The sequence below is a fragment of the Pseudoalteromonas sp. SG45-2 genome (assembly GCF_014164115.1).
Classification (GTDB): Bacteria; Pseudomonadota; Gammaproteobacteria; order Enterobacterales; family Alteromonadaceae; genus Pseudoalteromonas; species Pseudoalteromonas distincta.
On sequence record NZ_JACJEO010000002.1, the window covers coordinates 187,290 to 203,054 of the forward strand.

Below are 15,765 nucleotides of genomic sequence, written 5' to 3' on the forward strand. Positions count from 1 at the left end.
AAGAGCCATTTTTTATGTGCGTTTTTCATATCGTAAACAATAGCTTTTAAGTTGTGTGACTACATCGTTAAAGCACTCTTCCAGCTGCTGTATATAATCACCTTTAACTATTTCACTCTCTGCCTGTGTTTCTATCTGTTGGCATATATTTGCCAACTCAATAGCCCCCACAGACTTTGAAGACGACTTTAATGCATGAGCCTGAAAAGCTAAATCAACATAGTTTTTACTTTTAGCATACGCGTTAGCTAATTTAATTTGCTCCCCTGCTGTTTGTAAAAACGCATTAAATACCATGCAATGTACGCTAGGATCATCACCAAGCATTGCTTTTAGTAGCGTAATATCTAATTGATCAAAACTATCTGAAGCTATACTTTCACCATCTGATTTTTCTGAACGTGTATTGACCATAGTTTGAGAATGCTCCATCAATAACGACTTTAATTTAACAAGCTCAATAGGCTTTGTTAAAAAGCCATTCATTCCACAAGTATAACAATTATCTATGTTGTTTTTGGTAATGTTGGCCGTAATTGCAATTATAATCAGTTCATCAAAATGAGTGTTTTCGCGTATTTTTTTGGCTAACCCTAACCCATCGAGTAAGGGCATTTGAATGTCGGTTAGTAAAATATCAAAGCGTTTATTTTGTATGGCCTCCCAAGCTTGCTCACCGTTACTTACAAAAGTAGAGCACACTCCAAGCATAGTTAATTGCTGTTTTAACACTTGCTGATTTGTAACTTGATCTTCTGCCACTAAAACCTCAAGCGTAGGAAGCGTTACCGCATTTAAGCTTTGCTGTGTTATTTGAGGGGCTTGCACTTGTGCTGGCAAGTCAGTTTGATCAAAACTGTTAAAGTTTAGCGTAAAACAAGAACCTTTGTGCTGCTCGCTTTGTGCGCTCAAAGACCCTTGCATACGCTCTACCAGCTGCTTAGTTATCACTAAACCAATACCGGTTCCATTTACTTTACTGGTTTCAGCGCCTAAGCGGTCAAAAGGTTTAAATAGGCGAGAAATGTCATCTGGAGAAAATCCACATCCGGTATCTATTACATCTATTTCGCATTGTTTATTACTTAACACCCGACAATTAATATTAATACTGCCATTTGGTTTGTTGTATTTAATCGCATTTGAAAGCAAGTTAAGCATCACTTGTTTAAAGCGGCGCTGATCAATATAAATACTCAACCCTTCTAAGGACTCAAAACCGTGAGTTTGCAGTGTTATTGATTGCCCTTTAATAAGCTCAGTGACAAGCTCTACTGACTCTTCTAATATGCTTTTAATAGGCACATAAGAAAAACTAAACTGCATATTACCCGACTCAATAGCTGTTAAATCAAGCACATCGTCTATGAGTAATAGTAAATGTTCTCCAGCTTGATAAATGCTTTTCGCGTTTTCTTTTTGTACTTTATTTGCACTCTCATCATATCCATACAGCTGGGCTAAGCCTAAAATTGCATTTAATGGAGTTCTTAATTCGTGGCTCATACTGGCCATAAAATCTGACTTTGCTTTACTTGCAGACTCAGCTTGAATTCGTAATGCATTTAATTTTTGATGGTTATTCGCAACCTCATCAACCATATTATTAAATGCATTTATTACACTGCCCACTTCATTTTGTTGTTGTTTATCTATATGGCAATCAAAGTCGCCTTTGGCTAAACGTGAAAACCCAAGTTTTAGCGTCCTCAACGGCGATGTAACCCTGTAATCCACCAGCCAAGCCAAACCTATAAAAACGATAACTAAAATAATAAATTGTATATATATTAAGGTGTAATGAAGTTTTGAAGATTCGTTAATTTCATTAGTAAAATTAACAACCAAGCTAATATTAGCCAGCGGTTTGTCTAAAAATATCACCTGTTGAGATAACAGCATGTCGCCGTTTTCATTTGCTTCAACCCAATTATCAAGCGGATACAATTGGTTTTTTGAATCAACATCAACAATTTTAATACTTTTCCAATTAGGGCGAGTTTGAAGTTGACTGTCTATCTCTTCATATAGCTCTGCATATTGCCTAGTTAACAACGGAGTCGTTATAGAAGTCGATAACTGCGCTAAAGAACGCTGAGCAGCCTTTGAAAGCCCATCGTTTACCCAACGCGCTTGTTCAGGTAATGCGTAAAACATAAAAAGACATGCCATAAGCAAGCCACAAAGCAATACAACAATAAAGCTTTGCGCCCTTAAACTACGAAACCCTCTAATTTTCAACATAAAATGAGCGCAAGCCCCACTGAGTTAACTGCTGATACTCTGCTAAAGTTGCAATACTAGGTTTAATAATTGGGATACCTGCAAGTAAATGTTTATGCTCTGCGCTTTGCCCTATATCTAAAATAGCTTGTTGCACTTTTAACTGTATTGCAGCATCAACCCTTGGGTGGGCGACAATTGGGTGGCGACTAATTTCACGCGTTTTATAAAGAATTTTGAGTTTATTTTGTAAGCTTTCTGGTTGTTGTTTAAATGTGCCCATTACACCACCGCCCGCCATTGTTGAGTGCAGTGCTACATTTAAATATACCGATGGATGAGTTTGGACATATACAGGCTTTATTGTTAGCCCGTATAACAATGCTAAATCAGCTCTCATTAATAATGACGCACCTAATGCGTTAGGTGCAGGGAATGCTATTTCAGCGCCCTCTAGTTGGCTTAAATTATCAATATCACTGTCTTTGTTTACGAGCAAAATACCTTGCAGCTTTCGCCCTGCATCTTTTATTAGTGGTAAATACCCCTGTTTTTCGTATGCTACAACACTATGCCATGGGTTCATGTATGCAAAGTCGTACTCGCCATTAGCAAAGGCTTTTTCAAATACAGGAATAGACTCAACTGTAATTAGCTTTATTGTTACCCCTGTTTGCTTACTTACTTGCTTTAACAAAGGTTGCCAAATAGTATTTAGCTTTTGCGGCTCGTATTGCGGCACTACACCAAAGGTATATTCTTGAGCTAATAAGAATGAGCTGTGTATCAAACATAATATAGCCACTAAATACTTCATCAATTCTCCAAATAATAGCGTGTCATTATTGCTTAAGCGTAGTTAAAGACTACTCAACACACCATTAAATTATTATATATTCGATATTTAGCATTGACCTGCTTTGATTACAGGTAGTTTTGGAGTGTATTTTTTATCTGTGAGCATATGATGCAAGTTCATAAATGTGATGTAAGTACTTTTCAATCCGACCTTATTGCTTAGCCAAGTAGGTATTGCCCCATCAGGCAAAGCATATACTTGGTACTCAATATCAAGGCGGCCTTTGTCCTCACTCAGCAGCCAGCGTGCATTTAAAGTAGTAATTCTTATAACGCCATTGTTTTTGGGCTGCTTATTAGGGCGAGCCTTAATAAGCAATTGGCTTTTATTTGCAGTCAGCTGTGAATAACAAGAATAAGTAATGCTATCTCTATCTCTAACAGGCCAAGGAGAATTAAAATAACTGTACACTAAATTTTCTGATGGGCTTATGTGCTTAATAACCTTTACCTGAGATATATTTTCGAGCCATTGGGGTGCGGCATCGGTATCACTAAGTAATTCTAAAAACTCATTGGTGGATACGCCTTTCACGCTCATCTGCGCTTTTACTTCAAAGGTATTATCACTGTGGCTTTGATAATACACACTTACGCCATTTTTGTTTTTATACAAATGCCATATGGGCTCAGCGTAAGTGTTAAAACTAACTAATAAAAAAATAACGAATAAACACTTTTGCAACTGAATTTTATTACAAAAGCGCATCATTTATTTTTGCCAGTAAGGTTCTATGTCAAGTGAAGCAAGGCGACTTTGCTCCATGGCACTGACCAAATATTCAGACTTTTGTTCAAGCCATGACTGGATTTTAGCAAGCTGTTCGTCCTCTTGCCCTGCACATAATTGCTTTAAATACTCAAGCGTACTTAATTCATAAATACCATGAGAAATATCAAGCCAAGGCAATCTAAACTCTAGGCGTTCTTCTTTATCAAATAACGATCCTAAACAGTTACCGCTCAGTAGGCTATTTTCAAGCTGAGTTCGTAGGTTTAAATACGAAGCGACATCGAGTGTTTGCTCCTTTGGAAGCAACTCGTGCAGGTTTTTCCAGTCTTTATTGAAAAGCCTATTGGCAATAGACGACACATTTTGCTCAGCCGCTTGAAGCTCTGCTTGCCCCCAGTCTTTACGCCATTGCTTATCGATTAACCAGGTAGTTAACGATAGTAATAAACGATTATAACGTGCGCTGTGAAACAGTGCATTTATATCGTCAATGCTTGGCTGTAACTCTTTTAAGTCTCCAATGACTTGAGCAAGTGCTGGCGCCGCATTAATTTTTTTATAAAAAGCATGGCGTTTAGACGTGTACGTTTTTAATTGAATCGCGTTTTCTACCCACGCTAATTCACTTAATAACCATTTAAGTTCGGTACGTAAGTGCTCTGTACTTTCTTTAGATACTATATCGTCGTATAGCCAAAAAGTATGGCGGATTAAACTGATGCCGTCAGTTACGCGTTTAAGTGTTTTTAAACTTGGCTTATCGAAATAGCACTGCTCGTGCTTTTGTACAAAGCGAATGCCAAAGTTCATAGCTTCAACTAAAGCACGCTCTTGAGTAGTCGATTTTGGTAATTGTACAAAACCAATAGATTTGCTTGGCATTAAAGGTTTTTCATCAGCAAGTCGATAACCACGCGCGGCCTTAGAATACAAACCCAAGCGTATGCAGTTTTGGCTAACTAGTATATCTGCAAATGCAAACAGCTCATTACGACTGCCCTCAACTAGCTCAATTTCTAGCTCGCTAATAATTTCAATTTTACCCGAAGCCGCAATTTCACCTTTATCGAGTACGACTTCAATTTTAGCGCCACTTTCAGTTTCAATTAACCAAGTACGACGAATAAAGTTAGTACTAAATATTGGATACAGGTTTTTTGAGATGGCGCTTATTTGCATGCCATGAGGCCAAATATCAGCATCAAACGCCATTAAATTAGGGCGGCTTGATTCAATTGGTAAATTGTACTCTGGACGTTGGTGTAAACCACCTACCACTTCACCTGCAAGCTTTATAGTTTGCTCGCATTCGCTGTCAGAACAACGCGTTCTAAAGCCTATATCAAGCGCTCTAAGCTCTCTGCTTGGCGTATCGTAGTATGCATTTTGTAAGCTGCGAGACGGTTTATTCTTCACCGTTTTTGCAAATTGAGTAATTAACGAGGGGATCAGTGGAATAACGGCATCTGATACCAAAAATTTCAGTTCTATCTCAGTATCCATTCGGTTTGCGGATTACCTTTAAAATAAATAAGTGCTCAAAATAAACAAAGCGCCTTAACAATGCAAATTTTTTAACCTTATTTTAGGGCTTGATGGCCTTTGTGGATTAAAATTCGTTCTATCTAGGAGCAATTTAATCATAGCGTGAGGCTTGTAACCTAGTGGACTCGATAACTACTCCTGCGTTACCGTACTGGGTTACAATATCAGTCTTGCTATTGATCTATTTAATCCATACTATCTAACTACTTATGTGAAATAAAAATCACGTTCATAACGGACGCAGTTAGATCAACAAGGTAGATAAATGCTAAAACATTGTTTATTAGGGCTACTTTTAACAGCCACCACATTCATGAGTTATGCACAAGAAGCACAACCTGCAAATTCAACGAATGCAAACACCGCTTATATTATCGATAATCTATACACTTTTATGCGCTCTGGGGCGAGTAAAAATTATCGACTACTCGGCTCTGTAGATGCTGGAACAAAGTTAACCTTGTTATCAAATGAAGAAAATGGCTTTATAAAAATTAAAGATGATAAAGACCGCGAAGGCTGGATAGAAACTAAGTTTATTACTAAAACAGCTGGCTTACACCAACAGTACAAAACACTAAGTAGCGAAATGAGCACTATGCAAGAAAAGCTACGTCAAGCTCAAATAGAACTTCCACAGCTACAAGAACAAAATCAAACTTTAACAGATCAAAATCTGCAGCTATCTGCTCAAATCACTAAACTTAAAACAACGCTAGAACAAGAGCGCACTCAAAAAGAAGCTGCTAGCTCAAAAGAGAAACGCCAGCTACTGACTTACGGTGGTGCTATTGCGTTTTTAGGCCTGTTTTTAGGTATTATATTAACGATAGTGCTGTCACGTCGTAAGCGCTACGAAGGTTGGGCGTAAAGCTCCATCCAACTAAATACAAAAAAGCCGCTTTACAGCGGCTTTTTATTCTCTGTATTTTCATGCAGTTCGAGTTTTGGTGCACTCATACCTTTGAGCAACCGACCAAATATATCAGCGCCGGTAATAATGCGTTTCACGTCGCTCCACACTAAGACCACATCGTGATCAATGGCCCCATCAAACGATTTATCTAAAGAATGATTAGCTCGTATTTTTAAAATCACTTCACTCAAACGCATCGCTTCATCAGCAACAATTATAGGTCTGTGACAATAATGATAAGGGTCAAACGTATCTGGCTCAAATAACGCTGATCTTAAAAAACCGTCAGCATCTACCACTAATAAAGGCCAACCGTCTTCATTGGTAATGATCACCCAGTTATAACCTGACTTATGTAGTTTGCGTAAAAACTCATTATCAGTTGTTAATGTAAGGTCTGGGAAAATAGGTAAATCAAGCTTAGTAGGCAAAGCAATAATAGAGTCTGGATCAATTACCTCACCCTCTTTGGTTACGCTTATTTCATCTAAGCTAAAAAAGTTAAGTGCGCCTATTCCCTCAACATGTTGAACATCAGCTTCTTCAGCCTCTATGTGTTTGCGAATAATACCCCTGAGCTCACTTTCAGCAAAGTACGTAATCCCCTCTTTGCCTAACCATGCATCGAGTATTAAAGCCGTTGGCTTAGCAACTATATAAAACAGAATCTGATAAAACTTAATTAACGGCGAAAGTAGGCTCGCCATTTTTAACGCATTACGCGAAAAATAGGCCTGCGGTGTTATTTCACCAATAATAGTAATTGCGATAGTTGAGAATAAAAACGAACTTGCGCCCATTAATACCGAATCAGAAAGTAGTGTAAGTAGTACGTTAATACCTACGTTGCCCCACAAAATAGTCGACAATAAAAAGTTAGAGTCGTTTCGAAGGGCCATTACTTTTATGGCCGCCTCGTTCCCTTTTGCACTTTCCATTTCAAGCTGAAGCCTACTTAGTGAAAAAAACGCTAAGTTTAAGCCCGAAAATATTGCCGATTGTGAAATACACAAAGCAATTGCACACCAAATCATGACTTCAAAGGTCATTGTATTTTCCTGTTAGTAATACCATTTCACTTAATTAAGCGAATTGGTATAAGGCTTATAAAAGCAATAAACTGCCTAAACCTAAAAAGGTAACAAACCCAACAATATCGGTAACGGTAGTTAAAATTACCGAACCAGATAACGCAGGATCAATTTTCATTTTGTCTAAAATAGACGGAATAACAACACCTGCTAGTGACGCGGCCACTAAATTCAATAATATGGCTACCGTAATCGTAATACTAAGCATTAAGTCGTTAAACCATAAAAAGGTAAGTAGGCCGATTACAAACGCCCATACCAAGCCATTTACAGCGCCAACACGCAGCTCTTTTTTAAGCAACGCATTACGGTTTGAATCTGTAACCTGTCCAAGCGCTAAACCTCGCACAATAACGGTTAATGTTTGACTACCTGCAATTCCCCCCATAGAAGCGACCACTGGCATCAATACAGCTAATGCTACAACTTGTTCTATCGTTGCGCCAAATAAACCGATAAACCACGACGCTAAAAAGGCAGTTGCTAAATTAATACCTAACCATATACCACGGTTTTTAGCACTTTTTCGCACACTTGCGAACAGGTCTTCGTCTTCACGTAAACCACCGGCTTTAGCGGCTGCTTCATCAGCAATTTCTTGTCGTAATTCATAAGCAGAGGCAATGGTTAATCGCCCAAGTAATTTGTTATCAGCATTAACCACTGGCAGTGCCATTTTTTCACTGTGGATCACCACTTCTGCCGCTTCATATAAATCATCATCAGCATGGAGCGATGAAAAGTCATGATTTGCCAATGTCATTAAATTATCGGTGTCGCTGGCTTTTATTAAATCATTTACCGCAACCTCACCTATTAAACTACCCTTGCGGCTTACTAAATAAATAACTTCACTGTATTGCGGTAAACCTTTATGTAGCAATTTTTTAGCACCACCGGCTGTTAGCTTCTCCGATACTTTTAAAAAGTCAAAACCTAACCAGTGACCTAATTGCTCTGGCGGGTATTGCTGCGCTAAATCATATTGTTTGGTTTGCGCTTCATCGAGTTGCTTTTTTGCATACTCAACAAATCGCTCTGGTATAACTTCTTCAAGTTCCAGTAGCTCTTCTACATTAACTTCATCAAGAAGTTTAAAAGCCTCAGTGTCTTCTAGCGTTTGTAGCAACCACAAACAACTATCTTCACTTAAATTAACAAAAATTTCGTGTTGCGTGTCTTCATCAAGCAACTGCCAAATTTCAAGTCGTTGTTCTTTTGGTATCGCCTCAAAAAGTAATGACAGGTGCTCTGTTGAAAGCGTTAACTGCGCATCTGCTAATAATTTATTTTTGCGTTCTGTTGTATCGCATTGCAATAAATCATTTATGAGCTGTGGAAGTTGGTCTACCGGATACTCAATCATCTTAAAACCTTAAAATTTAAAAGCGCACATTATTTATAGTCTACTTGAACAATAAAAAATTGCAGAAAAAACGTGAACTTATTAAGCATGCGCAAGCTATTTTTGCGCATTGTATGGGCAAACTAAATGCAGTACTAATATTTATTTTAAAAAATTAAAAAAACAGTAAAAGGAATTATTTTTGAGGGATTAAACAACAAGTAAGCAAACTAAAGGGATTACTTATAATAAAAAAAAATCCCATATTAGCTAGGCTAATATGGGCAAAATCACACAATGAATTAGGTGTTTTTAAATTACGGTTTATGCTTTAAATTAAAGTCTATCAGTAATATTTCGTACTAAGTCAGAATCTACAAATTGAGTAATAAGTGCAGCGCCCCACGCATAGCCACGCTGTATTGGGTAACCTTTAAAAATCCAGCGTTTACGCACGTGATTAAAGCGCTCTAAATAGTCTTGCTTTTTTTGTGGCAGAGGCTGCTCACCCAATTTATTCCATGCTTTATATACGCCTGACATGTCAGATCCTCGCATAAAGCGTTGCAACCAACGTGGAAAACGAGAAAAGCTAATAGTGGACTGAAAATCAATAAAGTAAGGTTTACCGTCTGCGCCGCATAAAATATTACCCATATTACGTAAGTCTAAATGCACGATGCCTTTGCGATGCATTTTTGCTACTTGACGCTCAAGCTCACTAAAAAAGTTAACAGGTAGTGTTTTGTCTTCATGAATTAAAGCGCGCAGTGGCGTGCCTTCAATATAGTTATAAGCAACCGCTAGCGGCGACAATCTACAAAAGCGGTTAGCAACTGCATCAAGCTCAGCTAAACGGCTCAACCCCTTGTACTCTTGATTTACCGACATTCGTGCAAATGTTTTGCGGATAAACCACGGGCTTTGGCTAAAATCTTTAACAATTAAATCAAATTCATTATCTTTATATCGATACACAATCGCGTTAGCAAAACGTCCCTTATGGACAACACTTAAGTGATGTTGCATAAAAGTATGTTCTGGATATTGCTGCTGTAATTGTACTAACAAATTATTTTCAATCATAACAAACCTAACAAGATAATAACCTTAATTGCCTAGGCAACTATATTATCAAAGTTAGATTCTGCGCACAATCAGATCAACTAATTAGCACGCTAACTTTCTATTGAAACAGTATCGCTATTTTATTGATAATCTACTTTTGGGGGGAGTCTGGCAGTGAATCAAGATTATTTATAGCTTTGAATAGTAAGTCGATTATTTGGTTTTTTTCTGGCTCTGAAAAACCATTTAATGCTTGCGCATAGACTTCGTTCACGACAGGCATAATTTCAGGACAAAGAGCTTTACCTTTTTCACTTAAACACAAAATAGTTGAGCGCTTATCAAGCTCACATTGCGTTTTAATAATGAGTCCTTTTTCTTCAAGTCGGTTTAATAAGCGGCTCATAGCGCCACGATCATAAACCATATATTCGCAAAGTCCTGCAAGCGTATTAACCGACTCTCTCGCAAGTAGTACAACCACAATATATTGCGCAGAAGTTAAGTCCATAGGAAGTAACTTGGCATCAACATGAATGGCTAATCTCGAACGTAAAAAAGAGACTAAACGCCCCAAATCTTGCTCTGGCGCTAACTCTTCTCGAGTACAACGTTTAATTGATGGCATGTTTTGCATAGTTATTCCACTGTATAAGTATATTTGCATGCTGATAGACCTTAACGCATACAAAAAATTCAATAATTTTTATAAAAACTAAGCAGCTAAAACTAAGCCACAAAAATAAAGCCGCAATCAGCGGCTTTATTTTATATAGTTTAAAATTTTGTTAAATCTTAAACTGGCCAACTAAGTGTCCTAAGCTTTCACCACGCCCAGCTAAATGCTGACCAACTGAAGAGGTGGTTTTACTTGAAATAGTTAACTCATTAACTATTTCTTGAATGGCAAATACATTACGATTTATTTCTTCTGTAACACTACTTTGCTCCAGAGCTGCCGTTGCAATTTGCGTACTCATGTCGTTAATTGATCTAACTGAGGTTGTTACCGCGCCTAAACTTTCTGAAATAGCACGAGACGATTCAACCGAGCGATTACAACTACTTTGGCTTGCTTGCATTGCAGCTACGGCATCTGATACTAAATTATGTAACTCACTTAACATCTCACTAATCTCTAGTGTGCTAACTTGAGTACGACTTGCTAGGCTTCTTACTTCATCGGCAACAACAGCAAATCCTCGGCCTTGCTCACCTGCTCGTGCAGCTTCTATCGCAGCATTTAGTGCAAGTAAGTTTGTTTGCTCGGCAATTCCACCAATTACGCTTAGTACACTATTAATCTTTTTAGATTGATCACTGAGTGAATCAACCTGTTCAGCGGCTAGGTTTATCTCGCCCATTAAGTTTGAAACCTCACTGAGTGAAATATCAACACACTCTTGAGCTTTAGCAACTTCTTGCGTTGCCGCTTGAGTTGACTCTGCCACTTGGTTTGTATTTTGAGCCACCTCATGAGAAGTAGCCGACATTTCGGTAATAGCCGTCGCAACAAGATCTGTTTCATGATTGTGATTAAGTAACTTGTCTTCAATTAATCGTGTTTGTGTATTTATGTCACCAGAAGCTGTTTTTACATCGTGTGTTACATCAACCACATTAGCAATAATGCCATGTAGCTTACTTACAAACATATTAAATGCTTCGCCAAGTTGGCCTATTTCATCGTTAGTATCAATGTCTAGACGCTTGGTTAAGTCGCCCTCACCTTTTGCAATATCGTCAAGGCTTTGCGCCATGCGCTGTATTGGTTTTACCATTGTATTTGCGGCAACTAACGCACATATAATTGTTAAAACAACCCAAAATAAAGCAATTAATAATAAGGTCATTACCTTATCATTCATGTGCTTTTGCATTGCTGTTTGGTATTTAAGTAGCTCTGCGTCTATATCATCCATATATGCGCCAGTACCAATCATCCAGTTTGTGCCTGGTATCATTGCTGCATAGCCCATCTTTTCAACTAAGCCTGTGGTATTTGGTTTTTGAAAATGATAGTTAAAAGCGCCACCGCCTTTTCTAGCTTGCTCTAATAAGCCCACTATTATTTTTTTACCGTTAGGGTCAGTCATCCCTATTTTGTTTTGCCCTTCAATAGCATCACCTAGTAATGCATGAAAAACACTAATGCCATTGGTGTCGTATATAAAAAAGTAACCACCTTGGCCAAATGTTAAGTCTCTTAAAGCGTTTTTAGCATCTTGCTCAGAGCCATTTGCTAATTGATAGCGAACAATTTTGCTAGCAATTTCAATTTCGGTACTTAGTAACGTTTGCTTGTCACTTATTAACTTAGTTTGAAATGCTTCAAAATTTTGTTGCTGATTTTTATTCTCTAAATAATAAGAACTCAGCATTAAGCTGATCAAAAGTAGCATTAGCGGTAAAATAGCTAGTAACAGCAATTTGTTTTTCAAGCTTAAATTACTCATTTTTTCTCCGAGGTGAATAAAGGTGTGTGTGCAGCAACAACTAAAATCTAGCAAAACTAATATAGTTTGCAGATTTACTTATTTGCCCAAAATAACTTCGCTCATTTATATCGCTTTAAACTTATATTAAGAAAAGCATAGGTAAAATTAGGTGGGACCAAGTTAGTTAGAAGTCAGCTTAGCCATATTATAATCCCAACTCGGCATTTTAGACACCAATAACGCAGAGACCTTAGTCTTAATAAAAATAATTCATCCAACGTTTATCCATTATTTAAAACACTCTCTATAAATAATATCCACGTAGCCTACTGCTTTTATTTAAGTCAATTAGTTTTAATTGCAGCGAGTTAGATTATTTGTAAGCGAGTATAAACATTGACCTCAAGGTTAAATTAATATGTAGAGATTAATTTTTTATTAACATATAATAACCCTATCTTCCTAGTACTAAATAACCAAATAGATTGAAACATATTGTTTTGAGCCACTGTTATGAATTAATAAAAATGAATTACTAATGAAATATATTTTATATCTTGTGCTTTTAATCTCTAGTCAAGTATTTGCAAAGCCTGTAAATAATAGTATTGCATTTTACTATTCGTACCCGATGCCTCTAGCCGAAATGACTTTTTATTCTCGCGTTGTAGTTCAGCCCGAACACGTCACTGAGCACGAACTTAATTGGTTTAAACAACGTAATATTGCTGTATATGCTTATTTAAGTGTTGGCGAGTCCTTTAATAAAAATAAGTCATCACTTAGTATAAACCCCAACTGGGATAGTCATATTGCCGATTTAGCATCAGCACATTGGCAACAACATATTCAAAGGAGCGCTGAGACATTAAAAGCACGTGGTTTTAGCGGCTTATTTTTAGATACTCTAGACAGCTATCAACTTTTAGATGACAAGCACAGTAAACCCGAACAACAAGCTGGATTAGTCACCATAATAAGTTCACTCTCTGAGACTTTTGATAAGCACCTTATCCTCAACCGGGGCTTTGAGCTATTGCCTAAACTCGCTAATTTAGCCAACGACTTAGTTGCTGAGGGTTTGTATAGCCACTTCAACCCTAACGACAATAGCTATACACTGACTAACAAAAACGACCAAAATTGGCTAAGCGCACAATTAAAAAAAGCACAAAACTTAGGCCTCAACGTCCAAATTATTGATTATGCAAAGCCCGATAACCGCCTCGCTATGGCACAAAAGATTATAGACGCAGGTTTTAATCCATGGGTGACAGATGGCCACTTGCAAACATGGGGTACATCATCAATAAAACCGGTGCCTAGGCGAATATTAATTCCTTATAATAGCGATATTTCACCATTAGTTAAAAAATCTGTTCATTCAAAGCTTGCTACAATCATAGAATACTTAGGGTATATTCCTGATTATGTAGATGTAGCTAAAGAAAGCTTACCTAGAATAGATCCGAGTTTACATGCCGGCATTATTTCTTGGACTACTAGTAATATATTTTATAGTACTGAGATTATTAAATGGCTGGAAGGGGGTTTAAAAATAGTACCGGAGCTAATATTAGGGGAATTACCTCAATCAAATAAATTACTGATTAGTTTAGGCGTAGAAAATATAAATAATGCGCAACCTGGCCCTTATGAAGTTAAATACTTTGCCGATTGGCTAAAAGGTGAAACTACAAAAGCACCTGTAATTATCAGACCAAATTCCCTTAAGTTAACCTCAGACGCCACAGCGTTAATTAGCATTAGTTCAGCAAATGGTAAAATCCTAGCGCAAGGAAGTAAGACTAAACTAGGTGGCATAATAGTAGCCCCTTGGCTAATTGATAATTTACCACTGGAAGGCAGTAAATGGGTGATAGACCCTAAGAACTTGTTAACAAAAGTACTAAATTTACCCACAATATTAGCTCCTGATACAACGACTCTAAGCGGAAGGCGTATGTTAACTTTGCATATAGATGGCGATGGATTTAGTAGCATTGCGCACTTCAAAGGTAAGCCATACAACTCAGAAGTAATTCGCGATGAGGTAATAAAAAGGTACAAATTGCCATTAACCTCCTCCATAATACAAGCAGACATAGAGCCTAACGGCTTACATTCAAAACAAAGTAAAGAACTTGAGCAAGTTGCAAGAGATATATTTGAACTACCTTATGTAGAGGTTGCATCGCACACATATAGCCACCCTTACTTTTGGAAAGTGCTATCAGGGATACAAAACATAGATGAAGATGATACGAAATACGGACTTAATTTAAATATTCCTGGGTATCTCTCTGTCGATTTAGAAAAAGAAATTTCAGGGTCAATTCAATATATTAATGAACGACTGACGCCAAAGAATAAAAAAACAGTATTAATTCTATGGTCAGGCGATGCGGTTCCAGGACCAAAGGCTTTAGCCATAGCAAGAAAAGCTGGCGTGCTCAACGTGAATGGTGGTAATACTTCAGTAAAAGCTGATAACCCAACTCTTACAAATGTATCGCCAATTGGACGACCTGAAGGTGACTTGTTATACCAAATTTATGCACCCATTATTAACGAGAACGTATACACCAACTTGTGGCATGGGCCTTATTATGGTTTTAAGCGCCTAATCGAAACATTTGAAATTACAGAAAAACCATACAGATTAAAACCCTATAGTATTTACTTTCATTTTTATTCTGGTGAACTACCTGCTGGACTTGATGCCCTGAAATATAATATAGACTACGTACTTGCAAGACCGAATACGCCAGTACATTTAAGCCAGTATGCAAAAATAGCTAAAGACTTTTATTTTTCAGCTCTTGCTAAAAACAGCAATAACGAATGGGTTTTTAGCTCTCAAAGTATTCGAACATTACGTATTCCCAATGATTTTGATGTTCCTAATGTAGCTCAAAGTTCAGGAATATCCGGCGTCACTCAAAAGGGTAATTACATTCATATAACTGATGATTTAGCAAAGCTTAGCTTTGATCACAGCCAAGAAAACAATGTACCGTATTTAGCTTCAGCTAATGTCTCCATGGATAATTGGCAAGTGAATGGAGCTGTCAGTTTTAAAGCCTGGGTGCCTGCTAAAATTGATTTAGTTAATGGCCGTTCTTGTGAGTTTGTTTCTAATGATGGAAAGCGCTTTAAAGGTAAATCAAATGCTGATATCACACAGTTTAGTCTGCCAAAAGGTCAATTCTACGGTTACTTAAAATGTAAAAGAGCTGCTTGATGGTGAGTAATAAAAAACTAAGCTCTTATTGTAAGTAACATATTGATACATTCTTTTATCGTTTTTCTAAGTATAGGTTTGTAGGTTGCTCTTAATAACTCGAGTGGCAAACCAATGGGTTTTATTGTGGTGAGTTAATCAAACCAGCATGTTATTATACCCCTTGAGTATATGGTTGAATTAACATGTAGAAATTAATCTTCCATTAACATATAATAACCCTATATTACTAATACCAAATAGCTAGATAAATTGGAACGCATTACTTTGAGCCACAGTTATAAATTAATTGAAATGAATTACT

11 protein-coding genes are annotated in these 15,765 nt (G+C 37.3%); 2 read left to right on the forward strand and 9 right to left on the reverse strand.

Annotation, left to right across the window (positions count from 1 at the left end; translation table 11 throughout):
* Positions 1-12: 12 nt before the first annotated feature.
* The 4 genes from H5116_RS02045 to H5116_RS02060 all read right to left on the reverse strand — a co-directional run bounded on the left by H5116_RS02045 (position 13) and on the right by H5116_RS02060 (position 5,317).
* Entirely contained in the window at positions 13-2,244 is a 2,232-nt protein-coding gene (locus H5116_RS02045) for an ATP-binding protein (protein ID WP_182715437.1), read from the reverse strand.
* Positions 2,231-3,040 carry a phosphate/phosphite/phosphonate ABC transporter substrate-binding protein gene (locus H5116_RS02050; RefSeq protein ID WP_182670812.1) on the reverse strand — a complete coding sequence of 270 codons (810 nt, stop codon included), beginning with the start codon at positions 3,038-3,040 and terminating at the stop codon, positions 2,231-2,233. The genes H5116_RS02045 and H5116_RS02050 overlap by 14 nt, the downstream gene beginning before the upstream one ends.
* A gap of 87 nt (positions 3,041-3,127) precedes the next feature.
* Positions 3,128-3,793: an START domain-containing protein gene (locus tag H5116_RS02055; RefSeq protein ID WP_154903669.1), complete on the reverse strand. Its 666-nt coding sequence runs from the start codon at positions 3,791-3,793 to the stop codon at positions 3,128-3,130.
* On the reverse strand, positions 3,794-5,317 hold the full coding sequence (locus H5116_RS02060; RefSeq protein WP_024596277.1) for a CYTH and CHAD domain-containing protein: 1,524 nt from the start codon (positions 5,315-5,317) through the stop codon (positions 3,794-3,796).
* Between the two features lie 307 nt (positions 5,318-5,624).
* Here H5116_RS02060 and H5116_RS02065 point away from each other — a divergent pair, with 307 nt between their 5' ends.
* Positions 5,625-6,230 (forward strand): TIGR04211 family SH3 domain-containing protein, encoded by a 606-nt coding sequence (locus H5116_RS02065; protein ID WP_002958928.1) that lies wholly within the window; start codon positions 5,625-5,627, stop codon positions 6,228-6,230.
* A gap of 32 nt (positions 6,231-6,262) precedes the next feature.
* On the opposite strand, the gene H5116_RS02070 is transcribed toward H5116_RS02065, so the two are convergent.
* The 5 genes from H5116_RS02070 to H5116_RS02090 form a co-directional block, all read right to left on the reverse strand.
* The gene (locus tag H5116_RS02070) at positions 6,263-7,324 is read right to left on the reverse strand and encodes a DUF21 domain-containing protein (protein ID WP_024598984.1); all 1,062 of its coding nucleotides are present in this window, start codon (positions 7,322-7,324) and stop codon (positions 6,263-6,265) included.
* Between the two features lie 55 nt (positions 7,325-7,379).
* Complete coding sequence (locus H5116_RS02075) at positions 7,380-8,732, reverse strand: magnesium transporter (protein ID WP_007584828.1); 1,353 nt, start codon at positions 8,730-8,732, stop codon at positions 7,380-7,382.
* Positions 8,733-9,047: 315 nt separating this feature from the next.
* Positions 9,048-9,797 (reverse strand): RIO1 family regulatory kinase/ATPase, encoded by a 750-nt coding sequence (locus H5116_RS02080; protein ID WP_182715438.1) that lies wholly within the window; start codon positions 9,795-9,797, stop codon positions 9,048-9,050.
* A 133-nt stretch (positions 9,798-9,930) separates the two neighbouring features.
* Positions 9,931-10,416 carry a MarR family winged helix-turn-helix transcriptional regulator gene (locus H5116_RS02085; RefSeq protein ID WP_138490033.1) on the reverse strand — a complete coding sequence of 162 codons (486 nt, stop codon included), beginning with the start codon at positions 10,414-10,416 and terminating at the stop codon, positions 9,931-9,933.
* A gap of 151 nt (positions 10,417-10,567) precedes the next feature.
* Complete coding sequence (locus H5116_RS02090) at positions 10,568-12,235, reverse strand: methyl-accepting chemotaxis protein (RefSeq protein WP_182715439.1); 1,668 nt, start codon at positions 12,233-12,235, stop codon at positions 10,568-10,570.
* A gap of 520 nt (positions 12,236-12,755) precedes the next feature.
* Here H5116_RS02090 and H5116_RS02095 point away from each other — a divergent pair.
* Complete coding sequence (locus tag H5116_RS02095; protein ID WP_182715440.1) at positions 12,756-15,461, forward strand: endo alpha-1,4 polygalactosaminidase; 2,706 nt, start codon at positions 12,756-12,758, stop codon at positions 15,459-15,461.
* The last annotated feature ends 304 nt before the right edge of the window (positions 15,462-15,765 follow it).